Below are 17868 nucleotides of genomic sequence, written 5' to 3'. Positions count from 1 at the left end.
GGGCCGCAAAAATACAAATGGTGCGATTCTTCACCAATCAAGGCGAAGACCGCGCGCTATTTCAGATGTTTTGGGACATTAGCGGCGGCCCGGTTGCTGGCGGGATATTGATCCGGTTGCGCAGCGCAAAGCGGCGCGGTTCGGAGGGTTCGTGCGTGGCAGGCTGTAGTGCCGTCAGCGACAGCACGGGAGCCTCGGCAGCGGGACCGAAGGCGGAACCAAAGGCAAAGGCGCAGGCTGACGTGTCCTGTTTGGATGCCGGTTCGTGCGTGTCGTCCTGCTTGCCGCCATAGACCAGCTTGAGCAAAGCATAATCCGGATCATCCGGCGCTATGGTCAGCAGATTATTGGCATGGCCGGAACAGAGTTTGATCGCGAAGCCGCTGGCGGTCTGGGTCGGCATGAAGCCTTGCGGCGCGAGTGCGCTGATGATCAGCGCGAGCAAGGCGAAGGCATGGATCGCCGGGTAGGTTTTCAGGAACCGGGAAAGGGAGAGGTGCCGAGTCATTGTTTATGCGAAGCGCTATATTGAGCGGTGGGGGTAATTGCTAGCTTTCTCAACCGTGTCGGAAGCGAGAAGTCGAAAATATCGCCTCAAGTCAGTTAGGTCCGATGGCAGCGGAGTAATTTTCCGTCACCCCAGCGAAGGCTGGGGTCCAACCCAATCAGGTGTCGGAACACTAATTTTGTTCTTGGCGAGAATTCGCAAGAGACAGCAATATTGGTTTAGGCTCCAGCCTTCGCTGGAGTGACAAACATTCTCCCGTGAGGGAGAAGAATATGAAGGCTTGTCTGCAAGATCAGCCGCAGTTGGATGAGGGTTTTCTGTGGTCGATAGCGAGATTAACCCTCACCCAGCTCCGACTAAATTAGTTATGCTCATTAAGTCTGCACAACCCTCTCCCTTAAGGGGGAGGGGCTAGTGAGTTGTAACTGAATCAGTTGGTTTCATGAGCCGCACTGTTGGCTCTATGTGAGACCAAATATGCACAACGTGATTGTTTCCAATGACTTCCCAATATTTCAATGGTCCTGGATATTCATTGTCAGCAAAAACAGCTTGCTTCATATACTCCGTGAACCAGCCGCTCGATAACAATTCCACAGCAAACTTATATTTGCGCTCAGGATTCTGATTTACTTCTTCCACGTTCGCGTAACTCTCATTCAGTACGGAGTAACCGACATAATCTTCCCAATAGATTTTTAGCAGACGGTCTGACGAAGAGGGGATGATTTCCCGGGCGGTTCCGATACTCGCGCCTGAAAATATTTGCTCTTCTTCGGGACCCAAACCGGTTGTTTCCTGAATCAATATGGTCAGCGTGTTGTGCTTATCTTTGACGCTTTCAACGCATGCTGGCAGCCGGATTGAAAATATGTCAATTTCAGTTTCCTTCAATGAAGATCAAACCCGCATTGGCATCAGCACGTAGAGCGCCGTTGACTTGTCATTCTCGCGGATCAGCGTCGGTGCGCTGGCATCGGCCAGGTGCAGTTCGACGGTGTCGCCTTCGATCTCGCCGAGAATATCCATCAGATATTTCGAGTTGAAACCGATTTCGAAGGTTTCGTCCTTGTAGGAACCGGGCACTTCCTCTTCGGCCTTGCCATTTTCGGGCGAGGTGACGGAGAGGGTGATCTTGTCATCGCCGAGCGCCATTTTGACGGCCCGGGTTTTTTCGGTGGCGATGGTCGAAACACGGTCGACGCCCTGGGCAAAGCTTTTGGCGTCGATCTTGAGCAGCTTGTCATTGCCGGTTGGAATGACCCGGGTGTAATCGGGGAAGGTGCCGTCGATCAATTTGCTGGTCAGGATCGCGGTGCCGAGCGTGAAGCGGATCTTGCTGGCGGACAGATCAATCTGCACCGAGGATTCGCTATTCTCGTCGAGCAATTTGCGCAGCTCGTTGATGCATTTGCGCGGGACGATCACGTCGGGCATGCCTTCGGCGCCGTCAGGGCGCGGCAGGGTCACGCGGGCCAGACGGTGGCCGTCGGTGGCAGCGGCCTTGAGTACCGGCGTTTCCTCATCCTGCACGTGCAGGAAAATGCCGTTGAGATAATAGCGGGTTTCTTCGGTCGAGATGGCAAAGCGCGTCTTGTCGATGATCTGGATCAACGAGGTAGCGGGCAATTCAAAACTGGTCGGCAATTCGCCTTCGGCAATGACCGGAAAGTCGTCGCGCGGCAGCGTCTGCAGATTGAAGCGGGCGCGACCGGCGTTGACCTTCATCTTGCCATCGGCGGCATCGAGCTGCACTTGCGATCCGTCCGGCAACTTGCGGGCGATATCGAACAATGTGTGCGCCGACACGGTGGTCGACCCGGCGGTCTCGACCTGGGCCTGGACGGTTTCGACAACCTGCAGATCAAGATCGGTTGCCATCAGCTTGATGCTGCCGTCGGCGCTGGCTTCGATCAGCACGTTGGAGAGAATGGGGATGGTGTTGCGCCGCTCAACCACGGACTGGACATGGCCCAGGCTCTTTAGCAATGCCGCGCGTTCAATGGTCGCTTTCATAAACCGTCCTTCTTGTTCCCAATCGACCGTGAAAATAGATGTGCGGAAGCACTCCGCACGGGTTCACGGATAGTCCTTGGCTTCATTAACAATAAAGCGCCGCAGGGCAAGCCCGATCGGGGGTGCATGTCCGATAATGCCGTGAAAAACTGTGGAAAAAAGCAACAAGGCGGCTAAAGCCGCAGTTGCACGGGATGGATTTTGCCATTTCGAGACAGGACAGGGTTAATATGAGCGGCATCGATACCAAGGGAAAACGCCTGTATATTGCGCGGCATGGCGAGACGATCTTCAATCTGGCCGGCCGGATTCAGGGTGATCATGTGCATACGCCGCTGACCCGGACCGGATTTGCCCAGGCCGATGAAATGGGCCGGGCGCTGGCGCGTCATCTGGCAACCGAGCAGCCGGAGCTGGATCTGATCGCTTCCGACACCGACCGGGCGCTGCAAACGCTGTCGGTGGTCGCCGAACATGTCGGCGCCGACTGGCATCAGGCGCGCAGCGATGCGCGGCTGCGCGAAATCGACATGGGGGAATGGGGCGGTGCCTGGTATCGCGATCTGGCCGGCAAGCTGGAAATCGACGAGGCGGAACGGCTGTTTGTGACCGTCGCGCCTGGTGGCGAAGATTATCGCGCTATCGCCAAGCGGCTCGAACATTGGCTGGGCGAACAGCTATTTGCCCGTGATGCGGTTTTGATCAGCCACGGCATGACCAGCCGGGTTTTGCGCGGGCTGCTCACCGGTCTCGACCCGCATCCGCGCTTTGAGGCGCCGATCGCAGAAGGCTTGCCGCAGGGTTCGATCGTCCAGATTTGCGACGGCGTCGAGCAGATCATTCACCTCGGCGGAGGGGAAGGGGAGAAGGCTTGAAAAAGCACTATATCCTCTTCGGACTCGCAATATCCGTGATTTCGGTCCCGGTGATCGCGAAGGATTCGCTCGGCATATTCAATAGCTGGGGGGCGTTTCGCGATGCTGAAATCCCGCGCTGCTATGCGATTGCGGAGTCGGAGGAAATTACCGGCAAGGCGCAGCGCAAATCCTTTGCCACCGTCGGTTTCTGGCCCAATCGCTCCATCCGGCGGCAATTTCACGTCCGGTTGAGCCGCGACCGGTCGACCAATAGCAGGCTGATGGTCAGTATCGCTGGCCGCCGGTTCCAGCTGACCGCCAGCCGCTCGGATGGCTGGTCGCAGGACAAGCGCATGGATGCCGCCATCATTGCCGCAATCCGTTCGGCAACCAGCATGACCGTGGAAAGTGTCGGACGCGACGGCAAGCCGATCGTTGACGCCTATCGGTTGCGGGGCGCGGCGACGGCGATTGATGCAGCATCTTTGGGATGTTCGCGGTTGCGGTAGATTTTCCTGCGGACAGTCACTATATGCGCTCCATGCAGATTCCCGGCCATATCGATCCCGTTCCCTTGCCCGCCAAGGTCACCCCGCGTGCCGATGGCCGCGTTGATGTCATTGGCCTGAGCCCGGTGCAGATTCGCGGCCTGATGAATGACGCGGGGCTCGACGAAAAACAGGCCAAATTGCGGTCCAAGCAGCTGTTCCACTGGATATATCACCGCGGTGTCACCGATTTTGACCAGATGACCGATCTGGGCAAGACGCTGCGCCCATGGCTGGCCGAGCGGTTTGTCGTCGGACGGCCCGAGATTGTCGAAGCACATCTGTCAGAGGACGGCACCCGCAAATGGTTGCTGCGCTCGGCGGATAGCCAGGACTATGAAATGGTGTTCATCCCCGATGAGGACCGCGGCACATTATGTATTTCCAGCCAGGTTGGTTGCACGCTCAATTGCCGTTTCTGCCATACCGGAACGATGCGGCTGGTGCGCAATCTGACCCCCGGCGAGATTGTCGGTCAGGTCATGCTGGCGCGCGATGCGCTCGGCGAATGGCCGAAAGGCGTGATGGACTTTGTCGATGACGAAGAAGCGGAAAATACCAAGGAATATAATCAGGCCTATAAGTCGGACGGTCGGCTGCTGACCAACATCGTATTGATGGGCATGGGTGAGCCGCTCTATAATTTCGAGAATGTCCGCGATGCGATGAAGATCGTGATGGATGGCGATGGGCTTGCGCTCTCCCGCCGCCGGATCACCCTGTCGACTAGCGGTGTTGTGCCGATGATCGCCCGGGCCGGGGCCGAGATCAACGTCAATCTCGCGATTTCCCTGCACGCGGTGAACAAGGAAACCCGGGACGAGATCGTCCCGCTCAACCGCAAATATTCGATCGAGGAACTGCTGCAAGCCTGTGCCGATTATCCGGGCGCCAATAACGCCCGGCGGATCACCTTTGAATATGTGATGCTGAAGGATAAGAATGACAGCGATCAGGATGCCCGCGAACTGGTGAACCTGCTGCGCAATTATGATTTGCCGGCCAAGGTCAATCTGATCCCGTTCAATCCCTGGCCCGGTTCGGATTATGAATGTTCAAGCCCCGAACGGATCAAGGCCTTCTCGAAGATCATTTTCGATGCCGGCATCAGCGCGCCGATCCGGACTCCGAGAGGCCGCGATATCATGGCGGCTTGCGGCCAGTTGAAATCGGCAAGTGAAAAGAAAAGCCGGGCCGAGCTGGACCGTCTGGCCGAAGAGAAACAGGCAGCTCTGGGCTAGACGACCGCAATCACGTCAATTTCGACCATCAGATCCGGCAAGGCCAGCGCCTTGACCTCAACTGTCGTGTCTGCGGGATAGGGCGGTGTGAAATAATCTTTGCGCGCTTGCACAATCTTCGGGAAATTTTGCATATCGGTCAGATAGATGGTGACCTTGACGATCTGGTCCCTGCTGCTGCCCGCTGCGTGCAGCACCCGGTCGATATTGATGAAAACCTGACGCAATTGCGCATCGAAATCGGCGGCGCCGACGATCTCGCCCTGTTCGTCGATCGCGGCCTGGCCGGAAAGAAAAAGCAGATCGCCGACCTGCCATCCCGGTGATATCGCATAGGGAGCAAGCGGATCAGGATGCAGTTTGATGGCCTGTTTGTAAGTGCTCATAATATCCCATCCTTCAAATCATATATTGATGTTCTGAAGAATGTTGCCAGGTTTTGAAAGCCATAAAAAAAGGGCGGATATTGCTACCCGCCCTCTCTGTGTCGATCCAATCCGCAAGGATTAGAATTTCATGCCGAGACTTATGAGACCCTGGTTGCGGGAAACACCAGCTTCGTAGTTGCTGTAGCGATATTCGCCACGGGCAAACATATTTTCGCTGAGCTTATACTCGATACCGGCACCGACGCGAATGCCGTCGCCATTTTCGCCACCGATTCCGGGGTAGGAAACGCGTGCATTGGTGTAGCCTGCCTTTGCGTAGAGCAGGGTGGAGCCGCCGAGGACATAGCCAAGACGGCCACCGGCGTAGAGATCACGGCCGGCTTCGATACGACCACCTGTGGTGGAAATTTTTCCGGTCGATTCCGTTGCTTCCAGTTCGGCACCATAGACGACATTGCCCGACTGGATGTCATAGCCGAGAGTGCCGCCATAAAGAAATCCTTCGACATTATCGACGCCGGTTATACCAACATCAATATTGTCATATCCAGCTATTGCTGTAGCTTTCACGCCAGAAAAGTCACCGGTTTCTTGCGCCATTGCGGGGGATGCAAGCACAAATGCTGCAATAGCAGCTGCTATTGTTACATTTTTCATTTATTTTGTTCCTTGATTTTACGATTAAACGACCACTTATTTTTTAATAAGTAAATTCTTCTTTCGTGGTCGGCTACGCACATAAGTTTTCAAATATGAATGACAACTGCATGATCGCATTAAATTTGTAACAAACATCATTCTGTTTTGCTGTGTTGTGAATATACAACAGCCGGCGGTTGTAACGACAGGCTTGGCAACGTCGAATCAGCGGTTAGAGTGCAACCATGTCAAAGGATGTCAATATTTCCCAGCAACCTCGCCATCGCCTGACCACCCGGCTCTGGCACTGGATCAATGCGCTGTGCCTGCTGCTATTGCTGATGAGTGGTCTGACCATTTTCAACGCCCATCCCCGGCTCTATTGGGGCGAATTTGGTGCAAATGATGATCATGCCTGGATGGCGGTCGGTTCGTCGGACCGGGTCGGTTATTTGCGTCTGGGGGAAATGCGCATCGAAACGACCGGTTTTCTGGGAAACTGGCAGGACAGTCAAGGCAGAACCCAGAAATGGGCCTTTCCGGGCTGGGCAACCATTCCTTCGCACTACAGCCTGGCCGACGGCCGGCGCTGGCATTTTTTCTTTGCCTGGATATTCAGCCTGGGTCTGACGCTGTTCATGGTCCGATCGCTCTGGAACCGGCATATCCAGAAAGATTTGCACATGCGCGGGGAAGAGTGGCGACCATCGCATGTCTGGCGATCGTTTCGCGATCACACCAGGATTTCGGCGATCCGGCAATCGTCGGACAAGCCATATAATGTGATCCAGAAATTGAGTTATATCGGGGTGATTTTCATTCTGCTGCCGCTGATGATATGCACAGGCCTTGCCATGTCCCCGGCGATGGACGCCAATTGGCCGTTGCTGACCGACCTGTTCGGCGGTCGCCAGTCGGCCCGGTCGGTGCATTTTTTGACCGCTTTTCTGCTGGCACTATTTTTCCTGATTCATATGGTGATGGTCCTGCTGTCCGGACCGCTGCGGCAAACCATGGCAATGATCACCGGCGGGCAGCGCAAGGGGGCCAGAAGATGACGATTCTTACCCGGCGGAAATTGATCACCAGCGCCGCGATCGGTGCTGGCGGTCTGCTGACCGGTTGCGATGCCCTCAATCGCAATCCGGCCTTTCAGGATATGCTGGCCAGCGCGGAAACCGCGAATTTTGCCGTCCAGCGCGCTCTGGGCGACCGGATGGAGCTGGCCAGCGAATATGGCATTGCCGATCTGTCGCCGACCTTTCGGGCCAATGGCAGCCGTGATCCGGATACGCCGGAATATGCCGCCAGCGCGGCGCAGGGTTTTGCCAATTGGCAGTTGCGGCTGACCGGACTGTTCGAAAAGCCACAGATATTCAGTCTGGCCGCCCTGCAATCCCTGCCACAGCGCACCCAGATCACCCGCCATGACTGCGTCGAGGGCTGGAGCGCGATCGGGCAATGGACCGGAGTGCCGCTGAAAATCCTGCTCGATATCGCCCGCCTGCAAGACAGCGCCCGGTTTCTGGTTTTTCACTGCGCCGACAGGCTGGGCGGGCGGCCCTATTATGAAAGTATCGATCTGCTGGACGGCTTTCATCCGCAAACGATATTGGCCCATCGGTTGAACGGAGCCGCCTTGCCGGTTGCAAACGGAGCGCCGTTACGGCTGAGGGTCGAGCGTCAATTGGGCTATAAGCACGCCAAATATATAACCGGAATACAAGCTGTTGCGTCGCTGGCCGGAATCGGTGAAGGCAAAGGTGGCTATTGGCAGGATGTCGCCAATTATGAATGGTATGCGGGTATCTGAATCAACGGGACTGTGGTGCCCCGGAATGGAGTGAATATATGTCGATACTGGGCAGATTTCTGCAAAGCGTGATTGAAAAAGGTTCGATCCGGGTCACCCACGCCGATGGGTCGACCGAGAGCTTCGGGACACCCACAGATGGCTATCCCGATATCGGTATCCGGCTCGCCGACAAAGGGGTGATTCGGCAGATATTGCTTGATCCGCGTCTCGGTGCAGCCGAGACATTCATGGATGGCCGGCTGATCGTCGAGCAGGGCGATATCATGGAACTGGTGCAGCTTTTGCGCGCCAACCGGCCGTTTGAACGGGGCGGCAGGTTGAAGGAGCCGGGGATCTTCAAGAAATTCCGCGATCATGCGGCGGGCAGCCTGGACCGGATCAATTTTCTCGGTCGATCAAAAAGCAACGTCGCGCATCATTATGATATCGGCAATGACCTTTACGATCTGTTTCTCGACGATGATCTGCAATATAGCTGTGCCTATTGGGATTTTGACCAGCACGGCCCGGACATGACGCTGGAGCAGGCGCAGGCCGACAAAAAGGCGCATATAGCCGCGAAACTGGATCTGAAGCCGGGGCAGCGGGTGCTTGACATCGGCTGCGGCTGGGGCGGCATGGCGCTTTATCTGCACCGCCTGACCGGCGTCGAGGTTCTCGGTATCACGCTCAGCGAGGAGCAGCTCAAAAGGGCGCGGGAACGGGCCGAGAAAGCGGGCGTGGCCGACAAGGTAAAATTCGAGCTGATCGACTATCGGGACCTTGCACAGCGCGAGGCTGGGAAATTCGACAGGATCGTATCGGTCGGCATGTTCGAGCATGTCGGCACGCCGCAATTCAAAACCTTTTTCCGCTGCTGTGCCAATCTGATGACCGACGACGGAGTGATGCTGCTGCACACAATTGGCCGGATGGGCGGGCCTGGGACCACCGATGCCTTCACCCGCAAATATATTTTTCCCGGCGGCTATATACCGGCGCTCAGCGAAACATTGGCGGCGAGCGAGCAATTTCGCCTGATCGCAACCGATGTCGAAACCCTGCGGCTGCATTATGCCTTCACCCTGCGCGAATGGTACAAACGGACGGTACACAACCGCGAAAAAATCATCGCGCTCTATGACGAGCGTTTCTACCGGATGTGGACCTTCTATCTGGCCGGCGCGACCGCAGCTTTTGAAAATGGCGGCATGTGCAATTACCAGATCCAGTTCAGCCGCAACCGCCACGCTTTGCCATTAACGCGGGATTATATTGGCGAGGCCGAGAAGAATATGACAGCGTAATTGTCATCTGGCGCGCCAACTGGCTCTGCGCTTGTCGCCCATATATCATATTGCGCGGAAAATTGGAGCCTGTTAGGCGCGGCCCTCAATTCTTTGAAAGACGATAAAATGAGCGATTCCGTAAAGCGTGTGGTTTTGGCCTTTTCCGGCGGCCTTGATACCAGCGTGATCCTGAAATGGCTGCAGCAGGAATATCAGTGCGAAGTGGTGACCTTCACCGCCGATCTGGGGCAGGGCGAAGAATTGGGTCCTGCGCGACGGGTAGCGGAAACGCTGGGCGTGAAGCCGGAACATATTTTCATCGACGATCTGCGCGAAGAATTCGTCAAGGATTTCGTTTTTCCGATGATGCGCGCCAATGCGCTATATGAGGGCCTGTATCTGCTCGGCACTTCGATCGCTCGGCCGCTGATTTCCAAGCGCCAGATCGAAATTGCCAAGCTGGTCGGAGCGGACGCTGTGGCGCATGGCGCGACCGGCAAGGGCAATGACCAGATTCGCTTCGAACTGGGCTATTATGGCCTCGATCCCGATGTGAAAGTAATCGCACCATGGCGGGAATGGGATCTGACCAGTCGCACCCGGCTGATCGAATTTGCCGAGAAACATCAAATTCCGATTCCGAAGGACAAGCGCGGAGAATCGCCATTTTCCTGTGACGCCAACATGCTGCACACCTCCTCGGAAGGCAAAGTGCTCGAAGATCCGTGGGAAGAAGTGCCGGATTATGTCTATTCGCGGACCAACAATCCTGAAGATGCGCCCGACACGCCGGAATATATCACGATCGATTTCGAGCGTGGCGACGGCGTCGCGATCAATGGCGAGGGCATGAGCCCCGCGACTCTGCTGGAAAAGCTCAACGATTATGGCCGCGAGCATGGCATTGGCCGGCTCGATCTGGTCGAGAACCGCTATATCGGCATGAAATCGCGCGGCATGTATGAAACGCCTGGCGGTACCATCTACCATGCCGCCCACCGGGGCATCGAACAGCTGACGCTGGATCGCGGTGCAGCGCATCTGAAGGATGAACTGGCACCGCGTTACGCGGAACTGGTCTATAATGGTTTCTGGTTCTCGCCCGAGCGCGAAATGCTGCAGGCAGCGATCGACCTCAGTCAGGCCCGCGTCAACGGCACGGTACGTCTGAAACTCTACAAGGGATCGGTGAGCGTCGTCGGACGCAAGTCGCTCGACAGCCTGTACAGTGAAAAAGTGGTGACATTTGAAGATGACGCCGGTGCCTATGACCAGAAGGATGCCGAGGGTTTCATCAAGCTCAATGCACTCAGGTTGAAGTTGCTCGGGAAGCGCAATGGCTAGGCTCAGCCGATCTTGGCAACGGTTGCTCCGCTGCGAAGGCATTGAAAAGCCGCGTCTTAGTCTCTCCGCTTCAACTGCGGAGACTATTTCGTGCTGATCCCGCTGCTTTTGCTGCTCGCAGGCTTTGTTGTCCTTATCGTCGGCGGCGAACTGCTGGTGCGTGGCGCTGTGCGCGTGGCGGAACGGGCCGGAATGTCCGAGCTTTTGATCGGTCTGACCATCGTTGGCTTTGGCACGTCCGCTCCGGAACTCGTGGCCAGTGTCGAAGCGGCGCTGGCGGGATCACCGGGCATTGCCTGGGGAAATGTCGTCGGTTCCAACCTTGCGAACAGCTTGCTCATTTTGGGCACCGCCTCCCTGATCCTGCCGATGGTGGTGCCAAGAGGACCATTGTGGCGAGATGGCGGGTTGGCATTGGCTGTGACGGTTGTTTTGTGGCTGGTCGCTAGCACGACCGGGATAACGGTTGCGATCGGCATTGCCTTCATTGCCTTGCTCATTGGCTATTTGGCATACGCTTATTGGGCGGAACGGACACAGCCGGTCGGGGCCAGTGCCTTGCATGAAAAAGCCGAGGCACTGGAAATGTCAGATACGCATTTGCATGACGTGCAACCGCTCTGGCGATCGATATTGGTGTTGATTGTCGGGATCGTCCTGATCGTATTGGGTGGGCGCTGGCTGGTTGAAGGGGCGGTTGATCTCGCGCGTCTGGTCGGCATGAGCGAAGCCGTGATCGGCTTGACGGTCATTGCCATAGGCACCTCGTTGCCGGAACTCGTAACATCTGTGGTCGCTGCCTATAAAGGGGCAAGCGCGGTCGCACTGGGTAACGTGCTGGGCTCCAATATCTTCAATCTGCTGCTGATCGGCGGCGTCACCGCGGTCATAGCGCCCGGCACGATTCCCGGCGAAATTACAAATTTCGGATTGCCGGCCCTGATCGCGGCTTCGGTGTTGCTGCTGATATTTGCCGCAACCGGACGCAAGATAACCCGCTGGGAAGGCGGGATATTGCTCGTGATCTATCTTGTCATGCTGGTCTATAATATCGTCGCCGTTTGAATCAGGCGTTGCAATATCAAGAATCTGTCCCTAGATAGCAGTCATCCCGACATTGTGAGATTTTGAGGGGCTGGCGCCACGGGGCCGGTAGCGAATTCTCATTGTGTCCAGACTGAAGGACTTGGATTGACCGATATAGCTACACTTATCAACCTGATTAAGCCGGAGGCAGATGCCTTGGGCTTTGATTTGGTGCGGGTGCAGTTCGTGTCCGGTTCGGAAGAACCAACGCTGCAGATCATGGCCGAGCGCCCGGAAACCGGACAGCTGGGTATCGATGATTGTGCGGCTTTGTCCCGCCGTATTTCGGCAAAATTTGATGTCCTGGAAGAAGAAGGTCGCGATCCGATTGATCATGCCTATCGTCTGGAAATCAGCTCTCCGGGTATTGATCGCCCGCTGACCCGCGCAAAAGATTTTGAAAACTGGGCCGGGCAGGAAGCGCGGATCAACCTGACAGAAGCGGTAGCAGGCAAGAAACAGCTGCGCGGCCTGCTGCTGGGCATTGCAGACGACATAATAAAGATTGACGATCGCGAGACGGGAAGTCAGGAGACGCCCCTTACGAATGTCCATAGTGCGAAATTGATTCTGACAGACGCCCTGATTGCTGCAACCGTTCCGGTTTCAACACTCGGTGCGGACGAGATCGAAGAACAGACTTTAGAAGAACAGGAAGACTAATCATGGGCAGTGCTATTTCAGCCAACAAAGCCGAGTTGCTTGCTATCGCGACCGCCGTTGCGACGGAAAAAATGATCGACAAGTCGATTGTGATCGAAGCGCTGGAGGAAGCGATCCAGAAGGCCGCCCGCGCGCGCTATGGTGCAGAGAATGACATTCGCGCAAAGTTCGACGTCAAAACGGGCGACTTGCGCCTGTGGCGGGTTGTTGAAGTGGTTGATGAAGTCGAGGATTATTTCAAACAGGTCGATATCAAGCAAGCCGAAAAGCTGGAACCGGGCGCCAAGGTTGGCGACTTCATCGTCGATCCGTTGCCCGAAGTCGATCTCGGCCGCATTGATGCGCAATCGGCAAAGCAGGTGATTTTCCAGAAGGTCCGTGATGCCGAACGCGAGCGGCAATTTGAAGAATTCAAGGACCGTGCTGGAGAGATCATCACCGGCGTGGTGAAATCGGTCGAATTTGGCCATGTCGTCGTTGATCTTGGTCGCGCAGAAGGCGTAATTCGCCGCGACCAGCAAATTCCGCGCGAAGCCGCCCGGGTTGGTGATCGCGTCCGTTCACTGATTCTCGATGTGCGCCGCGAAAACCGCGGACCGCAGATTTTCCTGTCTCGCGCCCATCCTGATTTCATGCGGCATTTGTTCGCACAGGAAGTGCCGGAAATTTATGACGGTATTATCGAAATCAAGGCCGCTGCCCGCGATCCGGGATCCCGCGCCAAGATCGGCGTGATCAGCCACGATAGCTCGATTGATCCGGTCGGCGCGTGCGTCGGCATGAAGGGTAGCCGGGTTCAGGCCGTCGTGCAGGAAATGCAGGGCGAAAAAATCGACATCATTCCCTGGTCGGAAGATATTGCGACCTTTGTGGTCAACGCGTTGCAGCCAGCTACGGTCAGCCGTGTGGTTATCGACGAGGAAGAAGGCCGGATCGAAGTCGTCGTTCCCGATGATCAGCTCAGCCTTGCCATTGGTCGTCGCGGCCAGAATGTCCGGTTGGCGTCGCAACTGACCGGCCTTGCCATTGATATCATGACCGAAGCGGATTCGAGCGAAAAACGGCAAGCCGAATTTGCCGCGCGGACCGAGATGTTCCAGGAAGATCTGGACGTTGATGAAACATTGTCGCAGTTGCTGGTGGCCGAAGGCTTCAGCGAGCTGGAAGAAGTTGCCTATGTCGCACCGGAAGAAATTTCGAGCATCGAAGGCTTTGACGAAGAGCTGGCAGCCGAACTGCAGAACCGTGCCCTTGAGGCGCTGGAACGGCGCGAAGCGGCTGCGCGTGAAAAACGCAGGGAGCTGGGCGTCGAGGATGCCATTGCTGAATTGCCGCACCTGACCGAAGCCATGCTGGTGACGCTGGGTGAAGCAGGCCTCAAGACACTGGATGATGTTGCCGATCTCGCGACTGACGAACTCGTTCTGAAACGGAAATCGGAGCCGCGCCGTCGCAATGACAATCGCAAGCCCGAACCTGATGGTGTGTTGGCCAAATATAGCCTGACCGAAGAGCAGGGCAACGAAATCATCATGGCCGCGCGTGCGCACTGGTTCGAAGATGAAGACGAGCCAGCAGCGGTAGCGACCGAAGAAACCGGGGAGGACGCAGATGCGGAATCCCCCCAATGAGACGCGGTCTAAACCTCTAGATCACGCGCCATATCGTAAATGCATTTTGACTGGGGAAAGCCTTCCCCAGGAGCAATTGATGCGTCTTGCCATGGGCCCCGATGGGCAGATCGCTCCTGATGTGCGTGCGAAAGCACCGGGCAGGGGCGCCTGGATTGGCGTTGATCGTGCCGCGCTGGAAGCAGCCCAGGCAAAAGGGCAGTTGAAAGGCGCACTGGCAAGAACGTTCAAAACTGGCCAGTTCGATATTCCGGACAATCTTCCGGATCAGCTTGAATCAGCGCTCGAACGCTCGACTCTTGACCGATTGGGTCTGGAGGCACGGGGCGGAACTTTGCTTACGGGCTCGGAAAAGATCGAAACGGCCGCGCGGCAAGGTGATCTAAATATGCTCCTCCACGCGTCCGACGCCGGACGCGACGGATGCGCCAAACTGGATCAGGCGTGGCGGGTTGGAAGTGACCGGGAAGGCCAAAATATTCGTGGTCTGATATTGCCGGTGGACCGGCAGGGGCTTTCTGTGGCATTGGGCCGCCAGAATGTGGTGCATATCGGTATAACCGACAAGCGCGCAGCGGGGCGGATTTCGCACAGCCTGAAGCGATGGCTTCACTTTATCGGTTCTGATAAAGTTGATGATGATGCCGAAAAGAAAGTTGTGTGATCCGGTTGAGAATAGCTGGATAATATATTGCAGTAATTACTATTTTAAGGATTAAGTCTGTTCGATGAGTGAAGATAAAAAAGATACGCCAAAACCTGCACGCAAACCCCTTGGGTTGAAGCGTTCGGTTGAACCTGGCGAAGTCAAACAGACGTTCAGCCACGGACGCACCAACAAGGTTGTGGTCGAAGTCAAACGCAAAAAGCTCGTTGGCAAGCCTGGCGCCGTGGAAGCGGTGAAGGAAGTCGTCAAGGAAGCAGCTGCGCCAACTCCTGCACCGGCACCGGCTGCAAAACCTGCTCCGAAGAAGCAGCCAGTTGCGCCAAGAGCGGATGATGGTCTGACTCGTCAGGAATTGCAGGCGAAACTGCTGCGTGAGGCAGAAGAGTCGCGCCTTGATGCGATGCAGGAAGCCCGCAAGCGCGACACGCGCGAAAAGAAAGAGCAGACCGCAGACGAGAAAAAACGGGCTGAAGACAAGCTCAAGGCCGAAGAAGACCAGGCGAGCAAGGCGAAAGATGATATTGCCGTTGCTGAAAACGCTGCTGCCGATGTTTCTCCCGATGCTGCCGCTGATGCGCCTGTTGCTGTTGAAGCCACTACATCAGAAACACCTGCCGCCGCGGGCGCTGCTCGTCCGCCAGCGCGCAAATTTACGCCAGTGGAAGCGCCGAAACGGCCAAAGCCGGAAAAAGAAAAGCAGAAAGTCGGCCGCGAAGATCGCAACGATCGTCGTCAATCGGGCAAGCTCACCGTCAACCGGGCACTGCGCGGCGAAGATGGCGCGGCGCGGGCACGCTCGCTGGCAGCGCTGAAACGCGCGCGCGAAAAAGAAAAGCGGTCCCAGCGGTCCGGGCGGCCAAGCGAACCGCGTGAAAAGCAGATCCGTTCCGTCATCGTGCCGGAGGCCATTACCGTACAGGAACTGGCCAAGCGCATGGGCGAAAAGGGTGCTCAACTCGTCAAATCGCTGTTCAACATGGGCTTGATGGTCACCGTCAACCAGACGATTGATCAGGATACCGCAGAATTGCTGGTCGAGGAATTCGGCCACAATATCCAGCGTGTTTCCGAGGCGGATGTTGAAATCAATACCCAGGCCGATGTCGATCCCGAGGAAACGCTGAAACCGCGCCCACCGGTTGTCACCATCATGGGCCATGTCGATCACGGCAAGACGTCGCTGCTCGACGCCCTGCGCGGAACCGATGTGGTTGCCGGAGAAGCGGGTGGTATCACCCAGCATATCGGTGCCTATCAGGTGACGATGAAAAATGGCGACAAGGTTACGTTCCTCGATACACCGGGTCACGAAGCCTTTACCGAAATGCGGATGCGCGGCGCAAATGTCACCGATATCGTGATATTGGTCGTGGCTGCCGATGATGGCCTGATGCCGCAGACGATTGAAGCGATCAATCACACCAAGGCGGCAGGCGTGCCAATGATTGTCGCGATCAACAAGATCGACAAGGAAGGCGCTGACCCGACAACGGTCCGCACCCGCCTGCTTGAGCATGAAGTGATTGTGGAAGAAATGTCGGGTGACGTTCTCGATGCCGAAGTTTCGGCGCTGAAGAAAATCGGACTCGACGATTTGATGGACAAGATCCACGTCCAGGCCGAATTGCTGGAACTCAAAGCGCGTCCCGATCGTCCTGCCGAAGGCGCGGTCGTCGAAGCGAAGCTCGATATTGGCCGTGGTCCGGTTGCAACCGTGTTGATCGAACGCGGCACATTGAAACGCGGCGATGTCTTCGTTGTCGGTTCTCAGACCGGCAAGGTCCGGGCGATGATCGATGACAAGGGCAAGCAGGTCAAGGAGGCTGGTCCGTCCATGCCGGTTGAAGTGCTGGGCATCTCCGGCGTTCCTTCCGCTGGTGACAAGCTGACCGTGGTCGAGAATGAAGGTCGTGCGCGGGAAGTGGCTGCCTATCGTGCAGAACAGCAGAAGCTGAAACGCACGACGCAGGCTCCAACCAGTCTGGAGAATATGTTCTCTGCCGCAGCCAATAGTGCTGTGGAATTCCCGGTACTGGTCAAGGCCGATGTCCAGGGTTCCACCGAAGCCATCGTCCAGGCACTGAACAAGATTTCGAACGACGATATCAAGGTGCGTATCTTGCACAGCGGTGTCGGCGCGATCACGGAATCGGACGTGACTCTGGCCGGAGCCAGCAAGGCGCCGATCATCGGTTTCAACGTGCGTCCCAATGCCAAGGCGCGGGAAATCGCCAAACGTGATGGTGTCCGCTTCAAATATTTCGACATCATCTATGATCTGACCGACGATATCCGCGCCGAAATGGCTGGTGAACTCGGCCCAGAGAAGATCGAAAATGTCGTCGGCCGTGCGGAAGTCAAGGACGTGTTCAAGTCGGGCAAGAAAGACAAGGCAGCCGGCTTGCTGGTTACCGAAGGTGTCTTGCGCAAAGGCTTGTTCGCTCGTCTTACCCGCGACGATGTCATCGTCAGCGCAACGACCATCGCGTCGCTGCGGCGGTTCAAGGACGATGTCGAGGAGGTCCGGGCCGGAATGGAATGTGGTGCGGTTCTGGAAGATACCAACGATATCAAGGCAGGCGATATGCTCGAGGTCTTCCAGGTTACGGAGAAAGAGCGGATACTCTGATATAATCGTCATCCCGGGCTTGATCCGGGTTCAGAGCGGATAGGCACACAGTTTGTGCTTGTCGCTCTGGATGCTGAACCAAGTTCAGCATGACGAGATTGAGGCTTAATTATAGTGGCGAAATATAACGATACATCCCCAGAAGGCCGCTCGGTCCGCTTGCTACGCGTCGGCGAACAGCTCCGGCATATCTTGTCGGAACTGCTGATGCGCGGCGAGGTCCATGATGTGGTGCTCACTTCGCATAGCGTCAGCGTCACCGAAGTGCGCATGTCGCCCGATCTGCGTCATGCGACGGTGTTCGTGAAGCCGTTGCTTGGCGCGAATGAAGCGGACGTGCTCAAGGCGCTGCGGACCAACACTGCTTTCTTCCAGAAGGAAGTCGCGAAGCGGGTGCAGATGAAATATGCCGCCAAGTTGAAATTCCTCGCGGATGAGAGTTTCGATACGGCGGAGCATATCGAAAGCCTGCTCAACAATCCCAAGGTTGCGCAGGATTTGGGCGACACGGACTAAGCGATTACCTCTTGTCGTCATCCTGAACTTGTTTCAGGACCTCCAGAGAT

Annotated in this window: 18 protein-coding genes; 13 read left to right on the top strand and 5 right to left on the bottom strand. The window is 56.3% G+C overall.

Translation table 11 applies throughout. From position 1 onward, the window contains the following. Nucleotides 1–61: 61 nt before the first annotated feature. From V7665_RS07000 to dnaN, 3 genes are all read right to left on the bottom strand, one after another. Nucleotides 62–508 (bottom strand): hypothetical protein, encoded by a 447-nt coding sequence (locus V7665_RS07000; protein ID WP_335663819.1) that lies wholly within the window; start codon nucleotides 506–508, stop codon nucleotides 62–64. A gap of 411 nt (nucleotides 509–919) precedes the next feature. Next, nucleotides 920–1402 (bottom strand): hypothetical protein, encoded by a 483-nt coding sequence (locus V7665_RS06995; protein WP_335663818.1) that lies wholly within the window; start codon nucleotides 1400–1402, stop codon nucleotides 920–922. Nucleotides 1403–1408: 6 nt separating this feature from the next. Continuing rightward, the gene (gene dnaN / locus V7665_RS06990) at nucleotides 1409–2524 is read right to left on the bottom strand and encodes a DNA polymerase III subunit beta (RefSeq protein ID WP_335663817.1); all 1116 of its coding nucleotides are present in this window, start codon (nucleotides 2522–2524) and stop codon (nucleotides 1409–1411) included. Nucleotides 2525–2754: 230 nt separating this feature from the next. On the opposite strand from dnaN, the gene V7665_RS06985 reads away from it, so the two are divergent. The 3 genes from V7665_RS06985 to rlmN are packed head-to-tail and all read left to right on the top strand — an operon-like array spanning nucleotide 2755 to nucleotide 5170. Beyond that, nucleotides 2755–3399: a histidine phosphatase family protein gene (locus tag V7665_RS06985; protein WP_335663816.1), complete on the top strand. Its 645-nt coding sequence runs from the start codon at nucleotides 2755–2757 to the stop codon at nucleotides 3397–3399. After that, nucleotides 3396–3890 carry a hypothetical protein gene (locus V7665_RS06980; RefSeq protein ID WP_335663815.1) on the top strand — a complete coding sequence of 165 codons (495 nt, stop codon included), beginning with the start codon at nucleotides 3396–3398 and terminating at the stop codon, nucleotides 3888–3890. Before V7665_RS06985 ends, V7665_RS06980 begins: the two co-directional genes overlap by 4 nt. Continuing rightward, a complete protein-coding gene (gene rlmN / locus V7665_RS06975; protein ID WP_442955189.1) occupies nucleotides 3872–5170 on the top strand; it encodes a 23S rRNA (adenine(2503)-C(2))-methyltransferase RlmN in 1299 nt (432 codons plus the stop codon). The genes V7665_RS06980 and rlmN overlap by 19 nt, the downstream gene beginning before the upstream one ends. On the opposite strand, the gene V7665_RS06970 is transcribed toward rlmN, so the two are convergent. Both V7665_RS06970 and V7665_RS06965 read right to left on the bottom strand, forming a co-directional pair. Continuing rightward, entirely contained in the window at nucleotides 5167–5556 is a 390-nt protein-coding gene (locus tag V7665_RS06970) for a RidA family protein (RefSeq protein WP_335663814.1), read from the bottom strand. The genes rlmN and V7665_RS06970 overlap by 4 nt on opposite strands. Before the next feature lie 120 nt (nucleotides 5557–5676). After that, on the bottom strand, nucleotides 5677–6216 hold the full coding sequence (locus V7665_RS06965) for an outer membrane protein (RefSeq protein WP_335663813.1): 540 nt from the start codon (nucleotides 6214–6216) through the stop codon (nucleotides 5677–5679). Nucleotides 6217–6443: 227 nt separating this feature from the next. On the opposite strand from V7665_RS06965, the gene V7665_RS06960 reads away from it, so the two are divergent. The 10 genes from V7665_RS06960 to rbfA all read left to right on the top strand — a co-directional run bounded on the left by V7665_RS06960 (nucleotide 6444) and on the right by rbfA (nucleotide 17818). Continuing rightward, a complete protein-coding gene (locus V7665_RS06960) occupies nucleotides 6444–7256 on the top strand; it encodes a cytochrome b/b6 domain-containing protein (RefSeq protein WP_335663812.1) in 813 nt (270 codons plus the stop codon). Then, nucleotides 7253–8011, top strand: coding sequence for a molybdopterin-dependent oxidoreductase (locus V7665_RS06955; RefSeq protein WP_335663811.1), 759 nt, complete (start codon nucleotides 7253–7255; stop codon nucleotides 8009–8011). The genes V7665_RS06960 and V7665_RS06955 overlap by 4 nt, the downstream gene beginning before the upstream one ends. A gap of 38 nt (nucleotides 8012–8049) precedes the next feature. After that, complete coding sequence (locus tag V7665_RS06950; RefSeq protein WP_335663810.1) at nucleotides 8050–9300, top strand: cyclopropane-fatty-acyl-phospholipid synthase family protein; 1251 nt, start codon at nucleotides 8050–8052, stop codon at nucleotides 9298–9300. Nucleotides 9301–9408: 108 nt separating this feature from the next. Continuing rightward, nucleotides 9409–10626 (top strand): argininosuccinate synthase, encoded by a 1218-nt coding sequence (locus V7665_RS06945; protein ID WP_335663809.1) that lies wholly within the window; start codon nucleotides 9409–9411, stop codon nucleotides 10624–10626. Between the two features lie 90 nt (nucleotides 10627–10716). Beyond that, nucleotides 10717–11691: a calcium/sodium antiporter gene (locus V7665_RS06940; protein WP_335663808.1), complete on the top strand. Its 975-nt coding sequence runs from the start codon at nucleotides 10717–10719 to the stop codon at nucleotides 11689–11691. 126 nt (nucleotides 11692–11817) lie between these two features. Further along, nucleotides 11818–12375, top strand: a complete 558-nt coding sequence (gene rimP, locus V7665_RS06935) for a ribosome maturation protein RimP (protein ID WP_335663807.1) — start codon at nucleotides 11818–11820, stop codon at nucleotides 12373–12375. Nucleotides 12376–12377: 2 nt separating this feature from the next. After that, complete coding sequence (gene nusA, locus V7665_RS06930; RefSeq protein ID WP_335663806.1) at nucleotides 12378–14006, top strand: transcription termination factor NusA; 1629 nt, start codon at nucleotides 12378–12380, stop codon at nucleotides 14004–14006. Beyond that, the gene (locus V7665_RS06925) at nucleotides 13987–14670 is read left to right on the top strand and encodes a DUF448 domain-containing protein (RefSeq protein ID WP_335663805.1); all 684 of its coding nucleotides are present in this window, start codon (nucleotides 13987–13989) and stop codon (nucleotides 14668–14670) included. Before nusA ends, V7665_RS06925 begins: the two co-directional genes overlap by 20 nt. Before the next feature lie 64 nt (nucleotides 14671–14734). Further along, entirely contained in the window at nucleotides 14735–17302 is a 2568-nt protein-coding gene (gene infB / locus V7665_RS06920; protein ID WP_335663804.1) for a translation initiation factor IF-2, read from the top strand. A gap of 114 nt (nucleotides 17303–17416) precedes the next feature. Continuing rightward, on the top strand, nucleotides 17417–17818 hold the full coding sequence (gene rbfA, locus V7665_RS06915; protein ID WP_335663803.1) for a 30S ribosome-binding factor RbfA: 402 nt from the start codon (nucleotides 17417–17419) through the stop codon (nucleotides 17816–17818). The last annotated feature ends 50 nt before the right edge of the window (nucleotides 17819–17868 follow it).

Source organism: Parasphingorhabdus sp., assembly GCF_036964675.1.
In the GTDB taxonomy this organism is placed as follows: domain Bacteria; phylum Pseudomonadota; class Alphaproteobacteria; order Sphingomonadales; family Sphingomonadaceae; genus Parasphingorhabdus.
This window is presented reverse-complemented; position numbering and strand designations above follow the sequence as displayed.